At 61.1% G+C, this 25425-nt stretch carries 19 protein-coding genes; 4 read left to right on the forward strand and 15 right to left on the reverse strand.

Translation table 11 applies throughout. The features are described from left to right. Positions 1-438, reverse strand: a 438-nt coding sequence (locus tag DMX12_RS23825; protein WP_146226862.1) for a helix-turn-helix domain-containing protein, incomplete at its 3' end; no start/stop codon positions are given. 153 nt (positions 439-591) lie between these two features. Here DMX12_RS23825 and DMX12_RS23830 point away from each other — a divergent pair. Genes DMX12_RS23830 through DMX12_RS23845 form a run of 4 tightly spaced genes read left to right on the forward strand, consistent with a single transcriptional unit; the run spans position 592 to position 5159 of the window. Beyond that, complete coding sequence (locus tag DMX12_RS23830) at positions 592-1401, forward strand: shikimate dehydrogenase (protein ID WP_110679602.1); 810 nt, start codon at positions 592-594, stop codon at positions 1399-1401. Positions 1402-1405: 4 nt separating this feature from the next. Further along, positions 1406-3139 (forward strand): FAD-dependent oxidoreductase, encoded by a 1734-nt coding sequence (locus DMX12_RS23835; RefSeq protein WP_110679603.1) that lies wholly within the window; start codon positions 1406-1408, stop codon positions 3137-3139. Then, complete coding sequence (locus DMX12_RS23840; protein ID WP_029887308.1) at positions 3124-3444, forward strand: NIPSNAP family protein; 321 nt, start codon at positions 3124-3126, stop codon at positions 3442-3444. Before DMX12_RS23835 ends, DMX12_RS23840 begins: the two co-directional genes overlap by 16 nt. A gap of 41 nt (positions 3445-3485) precedes the next feature. After that, positions 3486-5159, forward strand: a complete 1674-nt coding sequence (locus DMX12_RS23845) for an FAD-dependent oxidoreductase (protein ID WP_110679604.1) — start codon at positions 3486-3488, stop codon at positions 5157-5159. 70 nt (positions 5160-5229) lie between these two features. On the opposite strand, the gene DMX12_RS23850 is transcribed toward DMX12_RS23845, so the two are convergent. From DMX12_RS23850 to tssH, 14 genes are all read right to left on the reverse strand, one after another. Continuing rightward, on the reverse strand, positions 5230-6366 hold the full coding sequence (locus tag DMX12_RS23850; protein WP_110679605.1) for an OmpA family protein: 1137 nt from the start codon (positions 6364-6366) through the stop codon (positions 5230-5232). Positions 6367-6387: 21 nt separating this feature from the next. Further along, a complete protein-coding gene (tssE, locus tag DMX12_RS23855; protein ID WP_110679606.1) occupies positions 6388-6828 on the reverse strand; it encodes a type VI secretion system baseplate subunit TssE in 441 nt (146 codons plus the stop codon). A 4-nt stretch (positions 6829-6832) separates the two neighbouring features. After that, a complete protein-coding gene (gene tssJ / locus DMX12_RS23860; protein WP_110679607.1) occupies positions 6833-7369 on the reverse strand; it encodes a type VI secretion system lipoprotein TssJ in 537 nt (178 codons plus the stop codon). Continuing rightward, positions 7350-8441 carry a type VI secretion system baseplate subunit TssG gene (gene tssG, locus DMX12_RS23865; RefSeq protein ID WP_110679608.1) on the reverse strand — a complete coding sequence of 364 codons (1092 nt, stop codon included), beginning with the start codon at positions 8439-8441 and terminating at the stop codon, positions 7350-7352. The genes tssJ and tssG overlap by 20 nt, the downstream gene beginning before the upstream one ends. Beyond that, a complete protein-coding gene (gene tssF / locus DMX12_RS23870) occupies positions 8405-10174 on the reverse strand; it encodes a type VI secretion system baseplate subunit TssF (protein ID WP_110679609.1) in 1770 nt (589 codons plus the stop codon). Before tssF ends, tssG begins: the two co-directional genes overlap by 37 nt. Positions 10175-10197: 23 nt before the next feature. Continuing rightward, positions 10198-11784, reverse strand: coding sequence for a type VI secretion system protein TssA (tssA, locus tag DMX12_RS23875; RefSeq protein ID WP_110679610.1), 1587 nt, complete (start codon positions 11782-11784; stop codon positions 10198-10200). Then, positions 11781-15032, reverse strand: a complete 3252-nt coding sequence (locus tag DMX12_RS23880) for an ImcF-related family protein (protein WP_371928285.1) — start codon at positions 15030-15032, stop codon at positions 11781-11783. The genes tssA and DMX12_RS23880 overlap by 4 nt, the downstream gene beginning before the upstream one ends. Positions 15033-15081: 49 nt before the next feature. Beyond that, on the reverse strand, positions 15082-16200 hold the full coding sequence (locus DMX12_RS23895; RefSeq protein ID WP_256599078.1) for a hypothetical protein: 1119 nt from the start codon (positions 16198-16200) through the stop codon (positions 15082-15084). 11 nt (positions 16201-16211) lie between these two features. Continuing rightward, positions 16212-16469: a PAAR domain-containing protein gene (locus DMX12_RS23900; protein ID WP_110679614.1), complete on the reverse strand. Its 258-nt coding sequence runs from the start codon at positions 16467-16469 to the stop codon at positions 16212-16214. Continuing rightward, the gene (locus DMX12_RS23905) at positions 16469-16963 is read right to left on the reverse strand and encodes a DUF3304 domain-containing protein (protein ID WP_110679637.1); all 495 of its coding nucleotides are present in this window, start codon (positions 16961-16963) and stop codon (positions 16469-16471) included. The genes DMX12_RS23900 and DMX12_RS23905 overlap by 1 nt, the downstream gene beginning before the upstream one ends. An 85-nt stretch (positions 16964-17048) precedes the next feature. Next, positions 17049-19406, reverse strand: coding sequence for a DUF2235 domain-containing protein (locus tag DMX12_RS23910; protein ID WP_232108397.1), 2358 nt, complete (start codon positions 19404-19406; stop codon positions 17049-17051). A 100-nt stretch (positions 19407-19506) separates the two neighbouring features. Then, on the reverse strand, positions 19507-20328 hold the full coding sequence (locus DMX12_RS23915) for a DUF4123 domain-containing protein (protein ID WP_110679615.1): 822 nt from the start codon (positions 20326-20328) through the stop codon (positions 19507-19509). Continuing rightward, positions 20325-22685, reverse strand: a complete 2361-nt coding sequence (locus DMX12_RS23920; protein ID WP_110679616.1) for a type VI secretion system Vgr family protein — start codon at positions 22683-22685, stop codon at positions 20325-20327. Before DMX12_RS23920 ends, DMX12_RS23915 begins: the two co-directional genes overlap by 4 nt. A 2-nt stretch (positions 22686-22687) precedes the next feature. Continuing rightward, positions 22688-25342 carry a type VI secretion system ATPase TssH gene (gene tssH / locus DMX12_RS23925; protein WP_110679617.1) on the reverse strand — a complete coding sequence of 885 codons (2655 nt, stop codon included), beginning with the start codon at positions 25340-25342 and terminating at the stop codon, positions 22688-22690. Positions 25343-25425: the final 83 nt, after the last annotated feature.

Genomic DNA, 25425 nt, shown 5'->3' on the forward strand with positions numbered 1-25425 from the left:
CCCCCCGGCCGTGCAATACATCGGCACCCGCGAACCTGGCCGGATCGATAACGACGCCACATGGCTGTAGCGGCTGCGCACCAGGTGGATGATTTCGTCCCCATCGCGGGTGCCAACCGACACATGCTCCTGGGTCTGCCGCGCCACCTGCTCGATGATTGGCCGCAGCATGCGCGGCAATTGCGCCGAGTCCACATAGGCCTGCCCAAGGCGCAAGGCCTTGGGCGTAAGCCAGTACTCACGGCTGTCGGTCTGGGCGAAGCCCTCATGCACCAAGGTCAACAAAAAACGCCGCGCAGCGCTGGGGGTGAGGCCTGACAGGCGGGCGGCTTGCGGCACACTGAGGCGCGGCTGCTCGGCACTGAACACCTGCATCAGTGCCAGGCCCTTTTGCAGGCCGGCGATAAGGTCGCGGGGATGAATGACGGGGGTGGGCATGCCTGACCTCAGTGCTGGAAGCTAATCGGGCCGATCAATGCGATAACCGGAGCATGGCTGCGATTATCGCATCAACTCGCCGCCAAGCGCATTGTTGTCTGCGTTTGACTACCTCAACCTTGGCGCCACAACAACGCCAATAATGAGGTCAGCATGATTCGTGGTTCCACTGAACTGGTCGCCATCGTCGGTGCCCCCATCGCCCAGGTGAAGTCCCCGGAAAACTTCAACACCTGGTTCGCCAACCACCACCGCGATGTCGCCATGCTGCCCATCGACTTGCACGGGGCAGCGCTGGACAGCTTTGTCGGTGCCCTGCGCGGTTGGCAAAACCTGCGCGGTTGCGTGGTCACGGTGCCGTACAAGCAGGCCCTGGCCAAGCGCCTGGATGCGCTGAGCGAACGCGCTGCGGCCTTGGGCTCGGTCAATGTGGTACGCCGCGAACGCGACGGCCGTTTGCTGGGTGACAACGTTGACGGCGCCGGCTTCCTCGGTGCTGCGCGCAAGCACGGCTTCGTGCCAACGGGCAAGCGTGCACTGGTGATCGGCTGTGGTGGCGTCGGCAGCGCCATCGCCTATGCCTTGGCCGAGGCCGGCATCGGCAGTATTACCCTCAGCGACCCCAGCAGCGAGCGCCTGGGCGCACTGTGCGACCTGCTTGGCACTGCCTTCCGCGGGCTCACGGTCCACACAGCGTTCAATGGGCTCGAAGGCTTCGACCTGCTGGCCAATGCCTCTCCGGTTGGAATGGGCAGCCGTGCCGAGTTGCCATTGCCCGCCGCCTTGCTGGCCACCTTGCTGCCCGAAACCCTGGTAGCCGACGTGGTCACTGCGCCCGAGATCACCCCGCTGCTCAACCGCGCCCGCCAGGTCGGCTGCAACATCCAGACAGGGCCGGAAATGGCCTTTGCCCAACTCGGCCATCTGGGCGCCTTCATGGGCGTGACGCCGCTGGAGATCTGAAGCCATGGCGACTCATGAAGCAGCTTCACATAGCTACGACCTGGTTGTGCTGGGCAGTGGCGCCGGCGGCTTTGCCACCGCCGCTACGGCCGCCTACCGCGGGCTGAAAGTGCTGGTGGTGGAGAAGGCCGGGCACTTCGGTGGCACTTCGGCCATTTCTGGCGGTGCCGTGTGGCTGTACGGCACCGACCAGGCGCGCGCGGCGGGGGCCGAAGACTCCCCCGAGGCCATGCGCACCTACCTCAAACACGTGATTGGTAACGGCTACGACGCAGCCCTGGCCGACGCCTTCATCGAGCAAGGTCACCAGGCGCTGCGCTGGCTGGAGCAACACACCGAATTGCGCTATTCCCTGCGCCCGCACTCGCCGGATTACTACCCGCACGCCCCCGGCGCCACCGAGTTTGGGCGCGCGCTGGAAATGGTCGAATACGATGGCAGGCGACTCGGCGCGCATTTCAACGCGCTGCAGATGCCACCGCCGGGCATGCTGCTGTTCGGCGGCATGATGGTCAACCGCGTGGACATCCAGCACTTTCTCAGCATGCGCCGCTCGCCCCGGTCACTGTGGCACTGCCTGAAGCTATTGGCCCGCTATGGGCGGGACAGGCTGCAGCACCCGCGCGGCACGCGGCTGACGACCGGCAACGCACTGGTTGCCCGGCTCGCCACCAGCGCCTTCGCCCATGGCACGCAACTGTGGTTGAACAGCGCCGCCGGGGAGCTGATCACCGAGTGCGGCAGGGTCACCGGCGTGGTGGTACAGCGTGACGGGCGCCGCGAACGGGTAATGGCCCGTGGCGGCGTGGTGTGCGCCATGGGTGGGTTCGCCGCTGGCGCGCTGGCCGCCAGCTACCGCCCAGCGCAAGCGGGCGGGCACCTGAGCATGTCACCGCCGAGCAACGACGGTGCCGCACTGCGCCTTGGCCAGGCAGTGGCCGCCGCGGTTGGCGACGGCCTGGCGGCGAACTTCTTCTGGGCACCGGTTTCCGAACTCCGCCATGCCGACGGTCGCCACGAACGTTTCCCGCACCTGGTGACCGACCGCGCCAAACCCGGCGTGATTGCGGTAGACGCCAGCGGCCGGCGCTTCGTCAACGAATCCGACTCGTATCACCATTTCGTGCAGACGATGTTCGCCAAAGGCATCAACAGTTGCTGGCTGGTCTGTGATGGCCAGGCGATGCACCGCTATGGCCTGGGCCTGGCGCGGCCCAGCCCCGTGAACAACCAGGCGCTGGTCGATGCCGGCTACCTGTACCGGGCGACCACAGCGCAAGCCCTGGCCCAGGCCATCGGCGTGGACCCGGAGGGGCTTGCCCGCACCCTCGAGCAGTTCAACCGTGATGCCGCCACGGGCACCGACCGTGCATTCGGCAAAGGCGGCAACAGCTACAACCGCTACATGGGCGACCCGCAGCACCAACCCAACCCCTGCCTGGCGCCGCTCACCCGCGCGCCGTTCTATGCCATCCGCCTCCACACCGGCGACCTCGGTTCGGCCTGCGGCCTGGTCACCAACACCGATGCCAATGTACTGAACCGCAACGGTCAGCCCATCGCCGGGTTGTACGCGGTTGGCAACGACATGAACTCACTGATGAAAGGCACCTACCCCGGGCCCGGCATCACCCTGGGCCCTGCCCTGACGTTCGGCTGGCTCGCTGCCAACCACATCGCTGCGCGCCTTCAGGCGCCCACCACCCCCACGGAGACCCCAGCATGTACTACGAACTGAGAACCTACACCCTCGACCCCCTGAAAATGGCCGACTGGCTCGCGCTGTACCAGAGCCACGCGCTGGAGGTGCAAAGCGAACATTTGGGCAACCTGGTGGGCTTTTTCACCAGCGAGTTCGGCGACGTCAACCAGGTGGTGCATATCTGGGGCTATAGCAGCCTGGACGAGCGCATGGCGCGCAGGGCGGCCATGGCGGCGGACCCACGCTGGGCGGAATTCTCGCGGCGCAACCGGGAGCTGGGGGCAGTCGTGCGCCTGCACTCACGGCTGATGCGGCCCACCGGTTTTTCGCCCTTGCAGTAAACCCTGCACACCCCTTTTCACCGCCCTTACGGAACCACGCCATGCAACCTCTGCAATGCGACGTATTGGTCATCGGCGCTGGTGCCGCGGGCCTGGCGGCCGCCGTGACTGCGGCACACCATGGCCAGCAGGTAATCATCGCCGAAAAGGCCACCCACCTGGGTGGCACCAGCGCCTGGTCGGGCGGCTGGCTGTGGATACCCCGCAACCCGCTGGCTGTTGCCGAGGGCATCGTCGAGACGGGCGACGCCCCGGAGCGCTACCTGCGCGCGCAAACCCATGTCAGTGAACTGGATGCGCGCCAACAGGCGTTTCTGCACCACGGCCCGGACATGGTGGCGTTTTTCCAGCGGCACACTGCCGTGCAGTTTCAAAGCGGCAGCCGCATGCCCGACATGCACGCAGGTGACGGCAGTGCGCACGGCGGCCGCTCGCTGTGCGCACTGCCCTACGACGGGCGCCGGCTGGGGCCTTGGCTGCACAAGCTGCGCCCGCCGCTGGACATCGTCAGCCTGGCCGGCATGGGCATTGCCGGGGGCGCCGACATGGCCGCCTTCTTCAACGCCACCCGCTCGCCCAAGGCGGCCATGCATGTCGGCAGGCGGCTGCTGCGCCATGGCCGCGATCTGCTGCTGCACCGTCGCGGCCAGCAGCTGGTCAATGGCAACGCGCTGGTGGCACGCCTGCTGCGCAGTGCGCTCGATCTGGGCGTGACCGTGCTGACCGGCAAGGCGGCCACGCGCCTGCTGGGCTCAGGCCGGGTCGGCGGCGCACAGTTTGCCGACGGCCAGGTGATTCATGCGCGCCGTGGCGTGGTGCTGGCTTGCGGGGGCTTCCCGCATGATCGTCAGCGTATTGCGCAACTGGTGCCGCATGCGCCGCAAGGTCACCAGCATTATTCTGCCGCGCCCCGGGAAAACACCGGGGACGGCCTGCGCCTGGGCGAACAGGCCGGTGGCCAGGTACATAGCTGCGGTGCCCATGCCGGGGCTTGGGCACCCGTGTCGCAGGTGCCACGCCGCGATGGCAGTCATGGCCACTTTCCACACCTGGTCGACCGCGCCAAACCCGGTTTCATTGCGGTACGCAGCGATGGCCGGCGCTTCGCCAACGAGGCCGATTGCTACCACGACTTCATGAATGCATTGTTCGCCGCCACGCCGCAGGGCGAGCCGGCGCAGGCCTGGCTGATCTGCGACCATGCCGCGCAACGGCGCTATGGCATTGGCTGGGCCAAACCCTTTCCGTTCCCCACCCGCATCTACCAACGCTGTGGCTACTTGCACAAGGGCGACAGCCTGGCCCAACTGGCGCAGCGCTGTGGCATCGATGCGGCGCAGTTGCAGTGCACGGTGGCGGCGTTTAACCAGCATGCGGCCCAGGGCCTGGACCCCGTTTACGGCCGCGGCGCGTCAGCCTATAACCGCGCCCAAGGGGAACCGTTGCACGGGCCCAACCCCTCGCTACGGCCCCTGCTGAACGGGCCGTTCTACGCGGTCAGGCTGTTGCCCGGCAGCCTTGGCACTTTTGCCGGTCTGGCGACAGACGCGGCGGCCCGGGTGCTGAACGAGCAGGCGCAGCCTATTCCCGGGCTGTATGCGGTGGGCAACGATATGCACAGCGTGATGGGCGGGCACTACCCGAGCGGCGGTATTACCCTGGGGCCGGGCATGACCTTTGGCTATATCGCTGGCATGGCGTTGAGCAGTTCCTAGTGTCCGCTATCGAAACTACGCTTTCTTTTGGCACACGGCCTGGATGTTCAGTTACGCACTACCTTGTGTGTCAAAGGTCGGCGAGATCGTTGCACGCGCTGCTCTGTGGCAGCATTCGGATATCCACGCGCCGATTCTCAGCGCGCCCAAGCCGGGTAGCATTGCTACTGACTGGCTGGCTGGCGGCAACACCTTGCACAGCGAAGCAACTGTCCGGGATGTTTCCCATGCGCTGCATCCAGTCGCGCACGGCCAAGGCACGGGCTCTGGACAGGTCGAGGTTTCTGGCCGCATCACCCCGTGCGTCCGCGTGCCCGGAGATCACGATCAGCCAACCCGGTTGAGCCTTGATACCCACCAGTGCATTGATCAGCGCTTTGGTAGAACCTGGTTTCAGTTCGGCACTGCCCGGCTCGAACAGGTTCAGGCTATCGAGTTGGATCGGCTCAGGCATGGGGGCGTTTTTGATTTGCCTGGATGCCCATTCTTGCCAGCCTAACCATCCCGCAAAAACGCAGGAGACCGACAGTACCAGCAGCCACGGCAATACCGCGCGCTTCTGCACCACAGGCTCGACCACAAAACTGTAGGCCGGTGGTGCTGAGACCACTGCGGCGATCTGTGGGCTAAGCGCTGGCGTAGCGGGTGACCCCCATGGTTGCAACGCAAGCGGCATCGGCACGTCGCGGCCTCCCGACATGCGCTGCATCACGCTGCTGACCTGCTGTCGGAACACCTTCAGCGAGGCCAAGGGGGCGTGGCCAAGCTGCTCCAGGCGACGCTCCAGCCGCCCCAGTTCAGTAATCAGTTCCCCCAGCGTCACCAGGCTCGCTCCGCCCCACTCCAGCATTCGGACCAAAGGATGCAAACGGGCAAACAACCAGGCGATGAGATCGATACGGGATGAAGCTTGCAACGGCCACAAGCGCGGCCACGCGTCCGTAAGTGTACAGAGCAGTGCCACGCCCTCGGTCAAACCCGCGAGCCCTGCACGGTAACTACGCGCCAGGATGAAGGACACTGCCGTCTGCAACTCCACCCCGTTCCGCTCGAAGAGCCTCAAGCACAATGCTTCGACTTTTGCCCAGTCGACATCAGGGCACGCGGGGTGATCAAGCTTGGCCAGCTCGCCGCGCAACACCTTGAACTCATCAAAACTGCCTGGGTCGTCTCCCAGGCGAATCCGCATTTCAAAAAGCGCCGTCATCTGGCCCCCTTGTCTGTAGGTCTATGGCTTGGTGAGATAGCCTTCCCGCTTCAGGTGACGCACGACCACCCTTCCATCTGGCGCAAGCGTGGCCCCGAAGGCAACCCGGCCACCGCCGTTGATGCGAACTTCGAGTGCGTATTCCAGGTGGCCCGGCCGTCGCTGCGCTAGCAGCTGGATGCGGACTTCTGCAAGCCGCGGCTCATATCTGCGCAAGGTGCTCACGATGTCATTCATCAAGCCATGGGCCGAGGCAGGCAACCCTTGTAAAACCGTGCCCATATCCGGTAAGCCATATTCCGGCAGATGGGCGAGGGTTCCGGCGCGGCTGTTCAGAATGCGCTGGAGATTGTCCAGAACCGAGAGCGTCAGTTGGTCATCCTCACTGACCCGCTGCAGTTCCAGCTCGCCGCTGTAATGTTGCAGCAGCGTTTCGTAAAGCGAAGGGCCTGGCTCGGTCATGTGCTCAGCCCTCGGCGCGCGGGCGCAACTTCAAGCGGTTGTCGCCCAGTTCAATGACCCTGGGCTGGTCCGGGGCGAGGTCATCACGCTGCAAGGTCAGGCGCCACGCGTCTTGCTCCAGGTCCGGGTTTCGGAACAAGGCAACAACGGCAATGTACCGAGACTCACTGTGCAAAGGCGTGCTGAGCTGAGCCGCTTCACCAGGTTTGACCACTACAGCCTTTTCGTTCAACAAGTCACTACCCAGCACACGCCCGCCGTGGCTGACAAGATCGTCGTAGGCGGCCCGGTCCAGTGCCTTGTGATCACGCAGTTGGTAGACCCGTATCAGCACCGGAACGGACAACCCGCTCATCTCGGTGCTGTCAGTATTCATTGCTGCCCGCCCCGTGAAATCCAGATGCAGTGTTTTGACTTGCTTGTAGAAGATCGCATGGGCGGTGGAGGCTGTGCCGTCAACGACCTTCTGGGTGAGGCCGCAGCCGCCCAGCAGTATCGCCAACGCCACGGCCGTGAAGCGTTTAGAAGTGGTACGCCACATGCGCTACCTCCCTGTTGCAAGGGTGCAGTTTCAGGCCTTGATAACGACCCAGATTGATGGTGATGGTGTGGGCCGTAGCTTCTTCGCCTGCCGGCAAACCCAGCACTGCAGTCATTCCCAGCCTCACTTGCGTATGGCCAAGCACCGGTACGGGTAACAGACGCAGCGCAATGGAAAGCTGTAGCCTGGCCGTGCAGCGCCACCCGAGGTACACCTCCAGCAGTACTTGCATGTCCAGCAGCAGCTGGCCACCAGGCAGCCACTCGCGCGCCTCATCCGGGTCATTGGTGTGCAGCAAGAGGCGCAACTGGCTGTTCGCATCAAGCCCGACAGTGCCTAGCGGCAAGCCTTGGGAGAGACTGACCGGGCTATCCTTTGCCAGGCTGGCTGGCCGCCCAACTACCACACGTTGCGGCCAATGGCCGGTGACATGTGCCTGGGTACCTGGAGCCAGCAGCTTGACCAGCGCTGAAATGCCCTCGGCGTTGCGGGTGGGCAAGCGCATAACGCTGAGCAGCGCCAGGAAGCGTGACATGGGCGTGGCAATACGCTCGGCCGTACCCGGTATGCCGAGCCCGATCAAACCCAACAGGCATTGCGAGGTGGTATCGCCCCCGCCCGCCTGAAATGTGGCGGGGTACGAGTATTTACGCCAGATCCGGTAGAACTGGGTGAATACCCGATGGTTGAAGATGTCGAGAAACGCCTCAACGGCTTCGTGGCCTTCACGGCGCTGGGCGATGTCGTCCAGGTAGGCTGTTGGCAGCGGCGAATCGACACCGTACAAACCCAGCAGCCGCGTTCGTATCGTGATAGGTCGTTCGGGGCAGGTGGCGTCAGACTCAATGGCCTTCAGCTCACCTGCGGGAAACCCCATCCCCGGATCAGGCCGAAAGCGTACCCCGTCATCACCTGGATGGGCGGTGCTGCCTAACGGCGGGTGATCAGCCAGTACCTGCTCCAGTAGCTGGCACACGCGATACACATTGGCCGAGGCAACCTGCCCCTGCAGCACCTGCAAAAGCCCTGCTGCTTTCAGCCGGGAATACGCTGACTGTGATGTTCGCTCCATCGCAGGCACCTCCCCGTAGGTTGCAGGATCAAGGTCAATTGCGTGCACAAGTGAATATCGGCATACAGGGCGAAGAAGCGGCTGAGCATTTCACCGAACAGGCAAATGTCCCCCTCCCCGGAAAAGCCATTGCTGTCGAGCGTCACTTCGATATCCACGCCGCGCAGCAGAAAGCCTTTTTCGAACCGCTGGATAAGGTGATGCCTGACCTCAACGATGGCCTCCAGGCGACGGCGATTGGTTTCGCTACCCGTCCACTCATACAAGGCCAGCGTGCCGCGCAGCACTTCGGCACTGTTGAGCATGGGCAGGAAGTTCGAGCCCAGATGGCTCAGCACTCGCCAGTGGAAACGGTCACGATTCGGCGGGTAGCTCGGCAGCGTGGGTGAGGTCAGGTTGCGCACCTGCAGCCCGGCCTGGGTGGACTGTGCGGTAGCGTCGAGCAACGTACTGCGCAGCGCCTTGCGCGGCAGTTGGCCATTGGTCCCGGTAAGGCGCAGTGACAGGCTGTTGCGCTGGAGCAGCACGTCCTTGTCAAAGCCTTCCCCGCCCAGGATCAGCCAGGTGTCATGCAGGCCATTGGCGCCCTGCCTGAGCCGGGTATGAAAATACCGCTCCGGCGCTTCATCGCGGAGCATGCCACCCTTGTGGCGAAAGCTGCTGAAAGGCACATAGTCGTGCCGGACACTGTTCTTCGAACCGGACACCCTGTCCACGGAATAGATTTCCGTGTGCCCGTCCTGCAGCCGCATCGGGCGAAGCAAGTACTCGTTTTGCAGCGGGTCCAGGTTGAGTGGGTCGGCTTCCAGTGGAAACAGGTTGATCACTGGCACCGCGTGCAAGCGAATGTGATCCTGATTGGGGATGAAGGCATGCGACCACGCTTCATCAAGCACCACTTCCAGTTCGAACCACGGGGCCTGCGCGGGTATCGCTAGCGACTCAAGCCCGCACAGTGTGACGAACATGAACTTCTCACGGAAGGTAAAGTACTCAAGCAACAGTTGATAGCCGCTGAAGGCACTGTCGCCTTTGGGCCAAAGACAGTCATCGTCGGCGAAGCCCTTGGGCTTGAAATGACCTTCCATTAGCTGGCGCTCTGCCTCGCCCGGTATTCGCACGTACAGTGCCTTTACCTTCAAGGTCAGTGCTTGATGCAGTGCGCTGGCCAACGCTGCATCAGCATTCAAGTACAACGGTAGTCGGGACAGATCCAGCCGATTCCAGTCGGCCAGGTCCCCACGGACAAAACGCAGGCGCAGCACTGCGCGCCCGTCGGGTTCATTATCTAGACGTACGGCGCCCAGCTGGAGCGGTTGTAGTGTCAGAGCCTGTGTTGTGGAATAGCGGCAGCGGGTACGTTGTGGCCCCACTGGCTGAGACAGCACCTCAAAGCCCCTGGCAAGGGTTTCGCTGCTTTTCATCTGGCTCACATCTGGCATCAGTTCAACGATGGCCAGCGAGGGTATGGTGCGCAGGTAGTGTGGCCACAGCAGGCTGACCAGCCCCTCGGTCAGTTCGGGCAAATCGTCGTCCAGTTTTTCACGCAGGCGCCCCATGAGAAACGCGAAGCCCTCGAACAGGCGCTCCACATAGGGGTCTTGCGCGCCGGGTTTGTCCAGGTTCAGCTGCGCGGCACGGTCCGGGAACGCCTGGGCGAACTCTTTACCCGCTTCGCGCAAGTAGCGCATCTCGGCATCGAAGTAGCGCAGGGTTGGGTTGTCCTTATTCAAAAAAGGGTCCTGATCAATGTGAGTTAGCTGCACAGCACCGCAGCACGTACAGGGTCAATGGCGACCAACGTCGCCAGCTGCCGCTCCATCCGCCGTGCCAGGGCCGGCCGGTCGGCATCGTTGCGCTGGGCCTTCAAACGCAGCAGTTTGAGCAAACGCGCCTTTACCTCGAAGATCAGCTCGGGCTCCCAGTCGGTCAATGCGTGGTGGTGCGCGGTGGTATCCAGCTCCGTGAACAAATGAATCGCCAGTTCGGCCTTGCCGTATTGCTCGGCCACCCGCGCCATCAGCAGGCGCAGCAACCAGCGCTGGCGCCCGGCCTGCGTATCCGGCCGGTTTGCCAGCCAGGCCAGCGCCTGCTCGACACCCTCAGCATCGGCTTGCGCCAGCGCCTCGGGTTCCAGTGCAAGGATGTCGCAACTGGCCATGGGGGTTGCCGAGGCTGCAGCAGGCAGCCATTGCGCGCCGCGGCTGTCGCTGACGTGCTGGTTGATCCATTCGCGTGTGGTTTCATCTGCGAAGGCCGAGCCATCGCGCCAATACAGCGTTTCTAGCCCGGGCAAGCGCTGCAGCAGCGTGTTCAGGTCATGTTTGATGACGGCTGCCCAGCTACTGTGCGGGTGCGGAGATTTGTTCAAGGCCTGGTGCAGATACCATTGCAGGTCCAGCCAGAAGTGGTTGACGCCCTCGGCGTACATGCGCTCGGCCTGGTCGATCAATTCGCTCCAGCGTTGCTGCACGTGCAAGCGCTTGAGCTGGACACGGTATTCACCACGTGGGGGCGCCAGGCGGGTTATGCCCTGTGCGTCTTGCGGCGGGACTTGGTGCACGGTGTCCCAGCGCAAGCTCTTCATCAGCCGGTGGGCCGCCAGCCAGCCTTCGGGTTGCTCGCGCAGGTAGGTCGCTAACTGCCGCCCGCTGTCCAGCAAGTCTCGCCCGGACTTGATCAACGACGAACTCGGGCGGGTGGCCGAATGAGTTGGCGCAGATTCACTACTGGTTTGCGGAACGATCGCATCCACACCACCCGCCACTGCCAGGCGAGCGGACAGCGCGGTGTACAGTCCGTCCAGGCATGGTCGTTGGTCTTCTGGCCAAGCGCTGAAGGCCTGCTCCAGCCACACTAGCGCCGCCACGGTGCGCTGGGCCTCGGCCTTGACCACCTGGGGGTACAACGACAGACTGGCCAGCACCCGGTTGCCGGCCAGCCACTCCAAGGCCATTTTTCGGCTGTTGGGGCGCGCCGGCAGGATGTCCGCAGAATACCGCTCCAGCAACGCAGCCAGCAGGCTCAAGCCGTCTGCCAGCCCGGGCTCCCCATCGGTGTGCAGGCGGGCCCACAGGTAATACGTCGCTACGCGCAAGTCTTTGCAGGCATGTTGCAGCAACCGTTGCCCAAGCTGTGCGACCAACTCTACATCTGCGCCGGACAGCCGGTTGACCTCTTCGCGCATGCGTTGGAAATCGTCGTCATAACCGGGGTCTTCACCCACGGGCGTATCAACGCTGATGGGGGACAGCCAGGCTTCCCAGCATTGGCTGTGTTCACGGGCCAAGGCGAGTGCATCGCGATCCGGGAGGCAACTCGCGACCAGGCTGCTTAGGCTCATTGCGGGCCTCCGTTATGCGCGAAGCGCGCATCACCCACGAGGAAGATGTCCCTGGGCAGACGGAAGCCGCGCAACTTAAGCAAGGTCAGCGGGCCGTCAGCCAGCTCGGTGCGTAGGTGCCAGGTCAGGCCCAGGCCGTCCGGCGCGCTCAGTACCACCCGAAAGCGGCTGTCGCCGTCATCCAGCGGGGTGACGGTGGCCTCTTCCAGCAGGCGTATCAAACCCCAGGTGCCCTGGTAGTCCGCATACAACCGTTCGCCGCCATGGATACCGGTCCAGGTCAGGCTGATGCCGGGGTGGTCACCCTGCCCTGGCCAGCTAAAGCGCTGCCAGCGCTCACGCTGGTTGAAGTAATGATGCTGCTCGCCGTTGAGCACGAAGCGGGTTTGCACCACGTCCTGCACGGGTTTGCCGCGCAGCTCGAAGCTCATGCCCATGCCACCGTCGGTATAGAGCACGTCCGCCAGTTGGCTGAGGTGGTTGATTGCTTCCAGAAAGGCAGGGTTGAAACGCAGGCCCTGGCTTTGGCGAGGATCGATCACCCAGCGGCTCCCCTCTTTGCGCACCAGGCCATTGAGTTGCTGGTGCAGGAATTGCTCGATGCGCCCGGAGTCGGCCCGAATCATCTGCCCGAGCATGGGCAGGGATGCATCACTGCTGGAGGCGGCAAAGGGGTAACGGTTGTCAAAGGCGCCATGCCACTCATCGACGATGGCGCGCTGCCAATCCCGGTTCAGGCCAGCAGAAGACGGCTGCAGGATCTGCTGCCAGGCCTGCGTCAACGGCTGCACAAATAGCGCATGGGCTACAGGGCCCCACTCGGCGCCCAAGCTCGCGGCAATCAGGCTTCCGTAGGCCTGCGCATCGGTCAGGTCGACGCCCTTGCCTTGAAATACGGTTTGCGCCAGCACTTGCGTCATGGCCTGCGGGTCTGGGGCGTTGGTGATCTGCTGAAGCTTCAGTCGCACGCTGGTGACGCGGGTGAGGAAGGCTTGCAGGCTCAAGTGGTCACTGCTGGCTCGGCCTTCGGGGGCTTTGCCCAGTAACGCCATCAGCGGACCGAAGGTACTGTCGAGTGGACCGCTGGGCGCTTGAGCCAGCTGGTCGACCATCGGCGGTGCTTTCTGCCCGACCAGCTTCTGCGCCGATTCGATCAGCGAGTCGGCCAGGGCCTGGCCACGGACACCCGCCTGGCCTTGGTAACTCAGAGTGTTCATCAGGGCGATCAGGGGCGACTGGCGGGCATCGCTCATCAGCGTCAATTGGGCGGTCACATCATGCAGGCTTGTGCTCTGCTGCCAACGCAGGCTGTTGAGAAAGGCCAGCCAGGCACTGCTGTAGTCCCGGAAATAGCGTGCGGTCAGCCGCGCTTTCAGTTGCTCAGGGCTCAGTTCATCCGCGACATCACCCACGTTGTCGCTCAATACCCAGTCGATTTCTTCACGCCGTGCATTGGCCGCGTCGTCAATAGCCATGCGGACCTGGCCCTCCCAGGCTTCGCGGGTGAACGCGCCGGGGACTTGCGCGCGGCTGGTGAACAGGGAGGTCGCGTCCGTGTCACCGACCATCTGCTGCAAGCCCATTGGGGCATAGTGATTAGCGGCGGTGTCGAGGACGTGTTGGTGCAGCGTGGCTTCGGCGTTGCGCTGCCCGAGTTCGGCGAGCAGTAACTGACGGACTTGGCCGATCAACCTGGGGTTGGCCTTGATCGCCCACTCCGGGTGGTTGGGTAGGTGCTCGGCGTAGAACCGCCACATGGCTGGCTGGTTTGCGCCCACAGTGTCGACCAGGAAGTCTGCATCGGCCTTTTCCGGGCGGGCCAACATCAGGTAGGCCTTAAGCTGGGCATAGGCTTGCTGCGCTCGCTTGGCACGTGCCGCGCTACCTGGTGCAAGCTTAACCAGTGCGGTGAGTTGTCTCTCCAGCTCGAACGTGGCCGGATCACGAAGCAGGCGGTTATTGGCTTCGACATACAGCGGCCACACCGCCTCACGCAAGTCATCGGAGCGGTTCAGGCCAAAGCGTTGGTACCAGGGGGCGCCGTGTTCGCTGCGGTAGCTCAGGCGGGACAGTTCCCGTACCAGCTCGGCCAGGGCGTGCGAAGGGTCACTGCCGGTTTGGGTATGTTGTAGCGTCCGGTACGCAGCTTCCACTCGGCTGACTTCGACACGGTTGCTGGTGAATGAAACCAACAAACCAATGCCCCAAATGGAAGCTAGGCCCAGCACAGAAACGTATGCGACTCTGACTGGGTGCCAGCCTAAACGTCGGGTACGGGCAGAACGGTCATTGAGGATTCCTGACCAGGCAGGATCCCCAGGCCAGTGATGTTCTATTGCCGACGCCGGTTCCGGCCTCTGAGCGGGCAAGCTGAACCACACCCCACGAATCTGGATGCCCGGCGTGGCTCTTCCCGAGAGGGATTCAATCAAGCGATACCATCGACCAGCACCCTCAACCTGCAGGTCACGAGCGAGCCGCAGAAGAAAGTCGTGAGCTATCTGGCCCTCAATCTGCGCCAGCCCCTGCTCGCGCAGCGGCTGTTGCAAGTTATCCAGGCACTCAACCAATTGGGCTGCGGTGAACGGCGATGGTAATTGGCAGCCCACCGCCCGCACGTCACGGGCTGGCTGTGCCCAGTCGCTGTTGCAGACCTGCCACACATGAAGGGATACCTTCCAGCCCAATAGCCGCGCCAGCCCCTGTAACCAGTTGAAAGTGCCGCCAATAGATGCGCTATCGCTGCATTGAGCATTGTTCACCACCCAGATGGTGCCATGTAGCTCACCTCTGCGGACTAACGAGCACCATTGTTCTATCAAGGCTTTATCCAGGGTGGCTTGTACACTTCCCCCCCAGAGCAGAACAGCATCCTTTCCCATCAGCCACAGCTGGCGTGTCAAGCCGGGGGCGACCGCTTCGACTTCGGTTGGCTCACCAACGACGACATAGAACCGGACTCGTCGCCGCCAGAACTGACCATGGTGCTGCCGCAAATGCGTCTGGATTTGGGCATTCACATCCGGCAATCCGGCCTCGACCTCCAGATCAGTCGGTTGTCCCCTAGGGTGATGCACAAGCCCCCGGATCCCGTGCAACACTCCCCGCCATACGAGTACCGATGTTACGAAAAGCAGTCCCCAAAAAATCAGCCCCTTGAAGAGCAGGTCCAAGAGTGAAGTCCGACTGCTCGGCTGCCCTGCCCATAACCACCAGGCCGCCCCACAGACGGTGACCAATACAGCCATCATTACAGCGAGTAAAAATACCGTTCGCCAAGCAGATACTTTTTGTGATTCAGCTACCTGATTCATGGGGCCGCACAATTCCAAGGGTCAAGGTGAAATGAGGGTCTGAAGCCAGCCATGAGCAGGGCACGCCATGCTGCTTGACGTACCAAGCGGCGAGGGTCTGCACGACCATTGCTTCAAGTTGGTTCAACGCACCAAAATTGGCGTCCTGAACGTTGGTCTTGGCATTCCAGCCGATTGTGGCCAGCCCAGGTACGTCAGACTGAGAGAACAACATGCAGATCTGCGCCGGAGCCTCCAGCAGGCTTTGCTCAACGGCCCGTTGGGCAACGGTCGCTAGGTCATCGTCTGCCTGCGAGAACCACTCGCCACGAGAAAAGGACACGTCTCCTTCAGTGCCGAGTAGCCATAGCACTGCCGCCTCGCCTGCCGGCAAAGAACTTGCACGATCAGGCGAGGAACTCTGACAAGCGGCACAGAGAACACGCGCACCATCAGGAACCCCTTGCAACTGATCGATGATCGCGTCAAGGCTAAGAATCCCATCCCATGTCTGAGGATATTCAGGCAGGTGCACGTCAGGACAGCACTGCGCCATCTGTTCGACGAATGCACGCCAGGCTGCCTGCGAGCCATGCCAATAGCAGCTTGATGGGGTCAAGCCCTGATCGGTGCCACGCTGTGCTCCCCACTTCAGTGCGAGCAATGTTGCCAGTTCTTGCTCGCGCTGCTTCGCGTCGCGTCCAAACACCTGGAGCAAACGAAGCGCCAAGCCTTCACCCGTCTCCCGTGCCACGGGTGGCTGTTTCGCATGGTCCAGCAAGCCGTCCAGATCCTCCGGGCAACCGCACGAAGCACTCAGCAGAACCGACTCGACCAGCGCCGCTTTCTGACGATGCTGTACCCACCATGCCTGCTGTTCCCGCTCCACGGCTTCGCCATAGCACTGGGCGTTGTGGCGGTTGAAGCGGAAATAGAGCACATGAATCAAGAATGCCAGTAACCCGGCGAGCAACATGCCCCCCATCGTAAAGGCGGCAAGGTGCGGTGCAACCTGGGAAGGAGGCAGGACACTTTCAACGCCGAGCAATGCCAACAACCCGACTGCCCCTGCAAACCAGCGCGAATAGCGAGGCTCACGCGCCAATGGATAGGGTGCAAACACCGGCAACCTCTTCATGAAGCAGCCAAGGTATCGGGCAAGGAACTGACCAGGCTACATCCGCAAGCACAGCGGTGAGCGTGCAGTGCCACCGGGCAACCATCGATCTCGATCAGATCACTGCCTTCGGCAATCACCGTCAGCCCATGCAGGTTGCAGCGCACAGCGTCCCCCTTGCAGGCAATCGGCTGGTCTTCACACAGATAGTGCCCTTCGAGCACCTCACCGCCTGCCTCACGCAAGCCGTCACCCTTTCTAATGAACGCGTGCATCACTGGTGCTCCTTCTGGTCAGTGCTTTTGGCAGGACATGACTGCGGCTCCGGCAATTGCAGCGGGGTCTTGATCGGGTACTCAGGGCTGCCGTAGGCGTAACAGGAGGTAGTGACCTGAATCTCTTCGCAAGGCAGAAAATGCACTGTGATGCCGCAGACTTTCTGATTGGTGTAGTCAGGTACAGGGACAAGTTTCTGATGACTGCGCTTTTGTGCCTCGATTTGTTGTAACCAAGCGTCATACTTCGCCTCATCCGCAAATCCAGGAAATCCTTTTGTGCCTCCTACTCCGGTTTCCCAATCGACCCGTACCGTCATCCCTGGCCGCCACTGCGACGGAACGGTGTAGCAGCACCCTCCACCGCCGCCTTGATACGGCCCAATAATGTCAACGGCTGAACGGCCATCGACGCTGAACCGGTTGATTGCCCAATGGGTGTGGTTGACCCCATAAATGCTGCTCGCACTGACTACCGTAACGCTCACGAACATCGCCACAGTGCCGAGGGCAATGTCCAATACACGGCGCCGCATGAGCTTGCCAGCACGGTTTACTTTGACTTGCTGCCCCCCCCTGTCAGCCCAGCCCATTGCTCACCTCACTCACCTTAGCGTAATGGGCATCCCAGACTGCAGAGATGCGTTGTTGGGTCCGAGCCCTTTGCTGGGCGAGCTTCTCTGGCATTTTCCGGTTATGCCTAGAGGCCTCAGCGATGCTAGATGTCGGTGCCGGCTCCCCTTCAGGTCTGACTATCAATGCAAGGTCCCGTCGATCAGCTTCCCCGAAAAACACCATGCGTTCGTTGAAGTAACTGCCCCAGGGTTCACGTCCTGCCGACAAACTCACACCCAAATAGCGATTGTTGAGCAAGGCGTGAAGAAACCAGGCACGCGAGTCATGTACTTGGTCATCGAACAGGGCCCGCAAAAGTCCTTCGGGCTTCTGACCATTAAGGTGCTCTTCAACATTACCGCGAGAGTGCTCTGTAGAATGGTTGCGCTCACCCGGCGGTGGCGGGAAGAGCTGACTGACTTTTTCACGCCCTGCTGCCTTGAGGCGTTCTCGCTCGGCCCGGGTTTCGGCACTGTTGTGGTAAGTCAACCGTGCGATGGGGCTCACTTGCTTCGCTACGCTCAAAAACACCAGGTAGGGGTCCCTATCAAGGTTTCGATAGATTTTTCCAAACTCTTCAGCGGCTTCGCGCAATTGAGTTTGCGCTCTATCGGGATCGAAATCGGGAATGCCAGGTTCCAACGGCATACTTGGAGCGCCTTTACGCTCGCGGGCTTTTTGCTGCATACGACGGGCCTGAACCTCAGCCTGTCGTTGGTCCCTCGCTGCTTCCGCGCGCCTAAGAGCGTCCTCCGTGCCATGCGTATCACTGGCACTACGGTAAAACTGTGCGGTCTTGAGGCTGGCAAAAGCGTAACGATCGATACGCCATGCAGTGATCCAAGCAAGTTGGATACGTAGTGCCTCTTCCAACGGAATAGCGGCCTCTGAAGGCTGGTATCGTTCAACTTGATCAAACGAAAGTGAACCTATTATGGGAACCAGATTAAGAGTCACGTGCCGCCAAGCATTGAAACGCTCAACTAACGCCTCAGAAACACTAAATTCTTTTATTATATCAGCCCCCATAACTCTCCAGCGCTGATTACTCAGACCTACAGGCAGAGTTTCTTCTAGCACCTTCAGCGGTGCTCCATGAGTCAACGCGTCAGCATACATATCGTTCAGCGCGATCTGCGAAAGTAGTAGACGATCATCCAGAGCAACTGCCTTTCCCTGATCACCACGTGGATATCCACCTCCCTGATCGGAATGCACTCCGGGGTAGATCACCTCCACGCTATTTCCCGGATACTTACCGTTCTCCCTGCGGATCGACTCCAACGGAAAACTCAAACGCTGCTCGTGACTCGAAACAATATGCAGGCATCTACCTATTAATTTTCCTTCTGGCAGTACTTGGCTGCGATCGCCCCAACTCATGTGCCCGGTTGCCCCTGGCGAGATATCGGCAAGTCCCACCGATACTACGGTGTCCATCAGCCCTAGGTATTTCACAGTGATCGGTAGCTTGATGTCATAAAGTGTGAGGGTTGGCTCGGCCTCACGGCGCGACAACAGCAAGTTCAGCCAGTTGACAAAGGCCCGTGCCGCAGCCGCGCCCCGAGAGAACCCGTAGACATATAGCTTGAGCCCAAGCAACTTGGACTTCCCAAGCGGGGGTTTTTCGTCTAAAGCAAGACGCAAGTCCGGCTCAATGGCTTTGAGTTGCTTGCGGAATTCTAGATTTCGGTTCTGCTCGCCCTTCCACTCACCCACTCCCATCCAGGTACTCATGGCGTTGACCGATTCTTGCAACTGTGTATTGGTTAACCCGGATAGTCCTAAGGCGCGCCGCAGGGCATCAATCAGCATCAGTAGCCCCCAATTGATACGCTCTTCACCACGGCGCGCGAAAGCAAGACCCTCACTACTGTAATCCAAGTCATTAACTTCCGGGAATGGTGTACCCACCCCCGGTATATAGTATTTAAAGTACTGACCGTTATCGCTACCCACTGAGTCAATCAAACCCTGCGCCCGACCGTGATGGCTAGCACCGCCCACGTGACCGGAGCCAATGGTTGCGCGAAACAGCCGTGCAATATTAGTGGGGTGAGCGACCTTGGACTCAAATAGGTCGTTATTGAGGTTGTTGCCCGTACCGTCGAAAAACAGGCTGATGTGAACAGTCTTGCAGCAGGGAGGCGACTGACGGTAGCCGGAAGCCAGGCAAAGGAAATCATGATAACCACGCTCCTGCTCACACTGGCGCAGGATGATAGCCTGAACCTGCTCCATTCGTTGAGGCAGCCGTCCTTGGAGTGGGAACTGCGGGGGATAACTGACAGGCTGCTTGACAGGCATCTTCTTCTGAGACATGAATTCGGCTCCGGTCTATACAATGGTTTCTTGATAGAAAGTGCATGATCAATCAACAGGGTGAGCAGGAGACAGGCGAACGCCCCTTCCCTTCCGTCAATCAGGAAAAACCCTTGTCATCCGTCTTTACAACGATTGCAGGTTCGCTTCCCCAAATCTGACGCAAGTGTTCGAGGGTATGAGCCTCGCGCTGAGCTGCAGTCAGCAGGCCTGCCCTGCTGGCGGCCAACATTCCACTGTAACTACCGCGAAAGCGCTGTTCCGCTCCCCAGCCACTGGGAAATTGCGCAGCAAGACTGGCCATTGCTGCGGTAGCATCGCTGGCACAACAGAGCACATCGATCTGACTGTCACTGAGTTCAAGTGGCGTGAACGAGTCGTCGAACACTGGGCTTTGGGCTGCTCCAAGCAGGTGCTGGGGCAAGCCATCGCGGTCAACCCAACTCCAGAACAAAGCGGGCTGTAACCATGCTTGCTGCTGTTTGGGCGTCAGTACGTGACTGAACAGCAGGGGAAACAGCCGCGGATCGTAGTAACGCAGTAGGCCCAGGCACCCTCCGTTGAGTGCCTCAATGCAGCGACCAAGGTGCTCTGCGAGTATTGGAAAGGGCCAATCAGACGCCAAGATCAATAACACTGGCAGACCTTGGGTGGCGTTCAGCAAACCGAGAAACCATTGCTTCTGCAGTGGCTGTCTCAAATCAACCCGCACCAGGAGGGGGGCCAGATCCTCGGCACCTTCCTCAGGCAGCCCAGTGAACAGGGAGTAGCAATCCAGCGGCGGGTCCACGCTAAGCACACTGGGGCGCATCGGTGACTCGCAACCAGCTTGGTCGATGATCACGTGCAGATAGGGGGTCTGTGCCTGCTCGCACGCGCACAGCAGAAGATTGAGCCACGTGGTGCACGCTTGTGCGCTCATACTTGGGCCTCCCTGAGTACGAAGCCCTGGGCAGCGGCTTGCGCCCTCTTCAAGCATTCCTTGCACACTGTTCCCGGCAACTCAGGCAGCGCGAAGGTTTCACCAGCAGGAGGATTGAATCTGTGCTTGCCCTTGAGACTGATCAGCCCCGGGCTATGAATCTGAATCTCGCCTTGGTCAGTAATACGGATGTAACCACCGCCACAGCCAAGCGTAACGCCCTTCTTGGCCGTTAATTGGATATGACCCTCCACAGACTGGACGGTGATGTCTTGCTGAGCAATCAGATTGAGCAAGTCGCCATGCGACTCGATTTCCAGCGGGCCTTTACCAGAGACCAAACGCATGCCCTGCATCTGCGCCAAGAGAGACATGCCTTGGCCAGAGTGGGCAAAGAGCCGTGTATCTGCTGCCAAGTTGAGCTCTTCATCAGTTTGAACATAGAGGCCTTTACCACTTTTCAGGAGCAGACTTGCTGGCGTCACGGTACCAACACCATCAGGTGCACTAATCAGAATTGCGGAGCCTTTGAGGTTATCTGCCTGAGCCTCTAACCCGCTCAAACTCTCAACATCAGGCTGGTGGCTACGATGGTTCTGTGCGATTTTGTGCCACTGGGTCAATTGTCGCTTCGCACTCTCTAACTGAGCGCTGGCGCGGTCCATGTTGAGGGCTTCGCCACCAGCACCTGCTTGCACATCAGCGCTAATGAACACTCCCTTGCCACCACGGACCGCCCCCCAACCGTCGGTGCGCAACTCAAAACCCTCACCACGTTTTTGATTGTTAGCATCCACGAAATGCCCCAAATTGAGCTGGCTCTTACCACTGTGTTCAGTACTGAGCTTGATGTGCTCCTGGCCACGCGTATCGTCCATGCGCAACTTGTTGTTCGCAGGTGTACGCAGCACGTTGCGCTTGTAGTTGCGCAGCGTGACATGGTCAGGGTGCTGGCTATCGTGCAGGGCATGCGCGATATAGGGCCGGTCCGGGTCGCCTTGCTCAAACGCCACAGCCACTTCCGTACCGCAGATCAACGGCAGGTGCAGGCCGTGGGTATCGCCGGCGTAAGGTCGAGCCAATCGGAGCCAGACACTCTCCTTTCCGGCTTTCCAACTGTCCCGGTCGAACAGGAAGTTCACCCGGTAGCGGCCCTCCAGGTCGATATGGCCATAGGGGTCGTTCTGCTGGGTGCTGGTAACCCGCGCCGGTACTGTGCCCGCAATCTGCGGCTTGCTCGGCAGTGGTGGCCGAAAGCAGATCGACTCTGAGTACGGTATCGCTTCGAAGGTGACTTCCAGACTACGGTCCCGAGCGGCCTCGACGGTCAAATGCGTCATGACGACCCCAGGCTCGAAGACCTGTGGTGCTCCATCAGTGATGGTGACGACTTGCCCTGGGGCGAGTGTCACGCTGCTGCTTACGCCGTTGCAGCGGGTTTGCCCATTGAGGAAGCGTTCATGATTCAGGCGCGCGTAGAAGTAGCCACTTTCGCTTTCCAGGTCCTCATCCTGGGCGATTGCGTCACCCAGCGCGGTGTAGGGTTCGCCGTAGTGGTAGCCCTCGCCATAGGTCGTCGTCGCCCCCCGACTGTGATCCACGTCCCCCTCCAGAAAGGCCGCAGCGTCGCGGTGGTAATAGGCGCGCACGTTGATGTGCTGCTCCACCACCTCATGGCTGACCTGCAGCGCCCAGGCGCCATCCTGTCCGTTGCTGGCCAGGCCAGACAGGGGGCGCAGCGGCAGGCTGACGTCGAACTGGTAATGCTGCTGGTGATCGTGAAACTCGACAACGTCGATAAACAGCTTGTCGTTGTGGGTGAAGCGGTACCAGATGCCGACCTCTGCCAACAGGCGACTGATGAAGGCAAGGTCACTTTCACCGTATTGCATGACCTGTTCGCGCTTGGGGTATTCGCGTATCAGGTCGAACAGAAAGTGCTGCCCCTCGAACTGGTGGCGGCTGCGCAGGATGTTTTCGACGATTTCCGGCACTGACTGATGCTGATAGATCCGGTATTGCTTGCCACGGCTAAGCAGCGCCAGGCGAGCCTGCAGGGTTACCTCATAACGGGCTTCATCCCTTGAGCTGGAGAGGTGCTTGAACCCCGTGATCACACCATGCAACGTGCGGGACGCGGCCCCGACGGACGACCCCATCTGAAAACTGGCGTCCTTCCCGAGAACCTTGGCGGCATCAATGTCCTGCGTGGAAGAGGTAAACGCCACCGTGTACTTGAACGGTTGGCTCAGCCACTCCTCCCCTTTGAACGACAGTACATCGAGCTCGACCGCATCCAGTTCATCGACTGCAAGGGTGTAGTGGTTATGGGCGGAACCTCGTAATGACTTCGCCATGATCAACCCCTCTTGCCAGCCAGCAGCGCTGCTTCGCGTTCATCGGTAAAGCTCAAATTGATGCCGCTGTGCTCGCAGTACCCAAGCGTCACTGTTTGAGTTGGCTGGCCAAGGGCCTGGCGCTGCAGTAGCTGTTGGCTGAGTACCGGCAGAATCTGTTGGTTCAGCAAGCTCTCGATATTGCGGGCACCGGTATCAGGCAGCAGGCAGGCGGCGACCAGGGCTTGGTAAAGCGTGTCCTCCACTTGACACTGCAGGCCGTAATGACGCTGCAAACGCCTGGCAACCTGGCCCAGCTTGATCGCGACAATGCGTTTGAGTGCATCGGGCCCCAGTGGGCGGAAGATCAATGTCTGGAAGCGTGCCAGCAGAGCCGGCTGGAAGTGCTCACGTAGCACTGGGCGCAACAGCTCATGCAGGGCTGCATCTTCAGTGGCTGGGTGCTGCTCGATGCAACTGTGCAGCAGGTCGCTGCCGAGGTTGGAGGTCATCAGAATGACCGTGTTGCGGAAATCGATCTCCCGGCCTTCGCCATCGCGCATGAATCCGCGATCGAACACTTGGTAAAACAGGTTGAGTACATCACGGTGGGCTTTCTCGACCTCGTCCAGCAAGACCACGCTGTAGGGGCGCTGGCGAACAGCTTCGGTGAGTACGCCGCCCTGGCCGTAACCCACATAACCAGGCGGTGACCCTTTCAGTTGGCTGACGGTGTGCGCCTCCTGGTATTCGGACATGTTCAGGGTGATGAGCGACTTTTCTCCGCCGAACAGGCTGCTAGCCAAGGCATGCGCAGTTTCCGTTTTGCCGATCCCACTGGTGCCGACGAGCAGGAACACGCCCATCGGCGCATTGTCGTTCGTCAACCCGGTTCGGGCGGCGCGCAGCCGCTGAGCCAGTGCAAGCAGAGCCGGGTCTTGGCCGACCACGCGTTCGGCGAGCTGTGCTTCCAAATTCAACAAGCTGGCGTGTTCGTCCTTGAGCAAGCTGCCAAGGGGAACGCCTGTCCAGTCGGCAATTACCTCGGCCACGCTGCGGCCACACACGTCGAGCGACAGAAGCGGCCGGCTCCCCTGTACGTAGCTCAGCGCTTGTTGCAACTGCGCGCAGGCCGTTGTGTCGACCTGTTCGGCCTGGCGGGCATCGAGCAACTGGCGCGTGAGTTCAAGCTCCTGTTGGTACTGCAACACCAGAGCGGCTTGCTGGCTCTCCAGTTCGAACAACTGGGCATCGATCTTCGCCAGCCGGGGCTCAACCCCCTTGCCCGTAAGCTGTGCATCCTGTTCCAACGCAGTTCGCTCCGCAGCCAGGGCTGTTTGCTGCGACTTCAACTGAACCAGCGCCGGCGGCTCACAATCGAGGCTCATGCGAACGCGGGCGCAGGCGGTATCTATCAGGTCCACTGCTTTGTCAGGCAGGCGGCGCCCCGTCAGAAAACGTCGGGACAAGCTGACCGCCGCCTGTACGGCGGCGTCCTGCACATGCACGCCGTGATGGGTGGCATAACGCGCTTTGAGCCCCCGCAACATCAAGCAGGCGTTGGCATCGTCCGGCTCGTCCACCTTGATCATCTGGAAGCGCCGCTCCAGCGCAGCATCCCGTTCGAAATACTGTTTGTATTCGCTCCAGGTGGTGGCCGCGATGGTGCGCAACTCGCCCCGGGCCAAGGCCGGCTTCAACAGGTTAGCGGCGTCGGCGCCCCCCGCCTGGTTGCCGGCCCCGATCAAGGTGTGCGCCTCATCAATGAAGAGCAGGATTGGTGTTTCCGATTGCTGCACGGCCTCGATCACGCGCTTGAGCCGCTGCTCGAACTCGCCCTTGACGCCAGCCCCTGCCTGCAGCAGCCCAAGGTCCAGCGTGCGGATGCTCACCGGCTTCATGCTGTCGGGGACATCCCCGCTGACGATGCGCAAGGCAAGCCCTTCGACCAGGGCGGTTTTCCCGACACCGGGCTCACCGACCAGAATAGGATTGTTCTTGCGCCGACGGCTCAGCACATCGATCACCTGCCGGATCTCATTGTCTCGGCCGAAAACGGGATCGATCTGCCCTGCCGCGGCCTTGGCGGTTACGTCATGGCTGTACTGATCGAGGATCGCGGGCTGCGCCACATCGTCATCCGAGTGGGTTGTGGGCTTGATCGTCCGCCCCACTGCCGGGTTGAACACTACACTCTGCACCGGCTGACTTTCTTCCGAGTCCCGCTCAAGCAAGGCTCCAACCTGTTGCAGTTGCGTTGCACCTAGACTCAATAGAGGCCAAGCCGCCGAGCACTTGAGCAGGTCCGGTGTTTCAACCAGGGCGGCCAGTAAATGCACCGAGCGCAATTGGTCACAGTCGCGATCCATCGACGCCAGAAGCCAGGCACTACTGATCAGTTGCTGTACTTGGGTGCTAAGTTGGGGCTTGCTGAGCACGCTGCGCGGCAAGGTATCGAAGTACTGAAGCAATCCTTGCCACATGGCTTCCATATCCCAGCCATGCCGGCGGGCAATGACGACCAGATCACCTTCTCCTTGCTCGAACAACTTCAACAACCAGTGCTCGATACTGATATGACTGTGCCCACGTGCCTGACACAGTGACGCTGCCGCCGTAAGTGCCTGGGTGCAGTAGGCGTTGAGACGGCGAAGCAAACGGGTAGGATCATGTGCCATAGCGGGCATCCTTGTCGTCGATGGTCAACGTAATGTCATGAGGAGACGTATCTGTAACCGAGGTGTACTTGGCTGAGCGCCCG

Source organism: Pseudomonas sp. MB-090624 (genome assembly GCF_003205245.1).
GTDB lineage: Bacteria > Pseudomonadota > Gammaproteobacteria > Pseudomonadales > Pseudomonadaceae > Aquipseudomonas > Aquipseudomonas juntendi.

What these genes read in the sequence shown, in the direction of transcription:
- DMX12_RS23830 (WP_110679602.1), top strand. Translation starts at nt 592, where the DNA reads ATGATTCGTGGTTCCACTGAACTGGTCGCCATCGTCGGTGCCCCCATC.
- DMX12_RS23835 (WP_110679603.1), top strand. Translation starts at nt 1,406, where the DNA reads ATGGCGACTCATGAAGCAGCTTCACATAGCTACGACCTGGTTGTGCTG.
- DMX12_RS23840 (WP_029887308.1), top strand. Translation starts at nt 3,124, where the DNA reads ATGTACTACGAACTGAGAACCTACACCCTCGACCCCCTGAAAATGGCC.
- DMX12_RS23845 (WP_110679604.1), top strand. Translation starts at nt 3,486, where the DNA reads ATGCAACCTCTGCAATGCGACGTATTGGTCATCGGCGCTGGTGCCGCG.
- DMX12_RS23850 (WP_110679605.1), bottom strand. Translation starts at nt 6,366, where the DNA reads ATGACGGCGCTTTTTGAAATGCGGATTCGCCTGGGAGACGACCCAGGC.
- tssE (WP_110679606.1), bottom strand. Translation starts at nt 6,828, where the DNA reads ATGACCGAGCCAGGCCCTTCGCTTTACGAAACGCTGCTGCAACATTAC.
- tssJ (WP_110679607.1), bottom strand. Translation starts at nt 7,369, where the DNA reads ATGTGGCGTACCACTTCTAAACGCTTCACGGCCGTGGCGTTGGCGATA.
- tssG (WP_110679608.1), bottom strand. Translation starts at nt 8,441, where the DNA reads ATGGAGCGAACATCACAGTCAGCGTATTCCCGGCTGAAAGCAGCAGGG.
- tssA (WP_110679610.1), bottom strand. Translation starts at nt 11,784, where the DNA reads ATGAGCCTAAGCAGCCTGGTCGCGAGTTGCCTCCCGGATCGCGATGCA.
- DMX12_RS23880 (WP_371928285.1), bottom strand. Translation starts at nt 15,032, where the DNA reads ATGGCTGTATTGGTCACCGTCTGTGGGGCGGCCTGGTGGTTATGGGCA.
- DMX12_RS23900 (WP_110679614.1), bottom strand. Translation starts at nt 16,469, where the DNA reads ATGCACGCGTTCATTAGAAAGGGTGACGGCTTGCGTGAGGCAGGCGGT.
- DMX12_RS23905 (WP_110679637.1), bottom strand. Translation starts at nt 16,963, where the DNA reads ATGTTCGTGAGCGTTACGGTAGTCAGTGCGAGCAGCATTTATGGGGTC.
- DMX12_RS23910 (WP_232108397.1), bottom strand. Translation starts at nt 19,406, where the DNA reads ATGTCTCAGAAGAAGATGCCTGTCAAGCAGCCTGTCAGTTATCCCCCG.
- DMX12_RS23915 (WP_110679615.1), bottom strand. Translation starts at nt 20,328, where the DNA reads ATGAGCGCACAAGCGTGCACCACGTGGCTCAATCTTCTGCTGTGCGCG.
- DMX12_RS23920 (WP_110679616.1), bottom strand. Translation starts at nt 22,685, where the DNA reads ATGGCGAAGTCATTACGAGGTTCCGCCCATAACCACTACACCCTTGCA.
- tssH (WP_110679617.1), bottom strand. Translation starts at nt 25,342, where the DNA reads ATGGCACATGATCCTACCCGTTTGCTTCGCCGTCTCAACGCCTACTGC.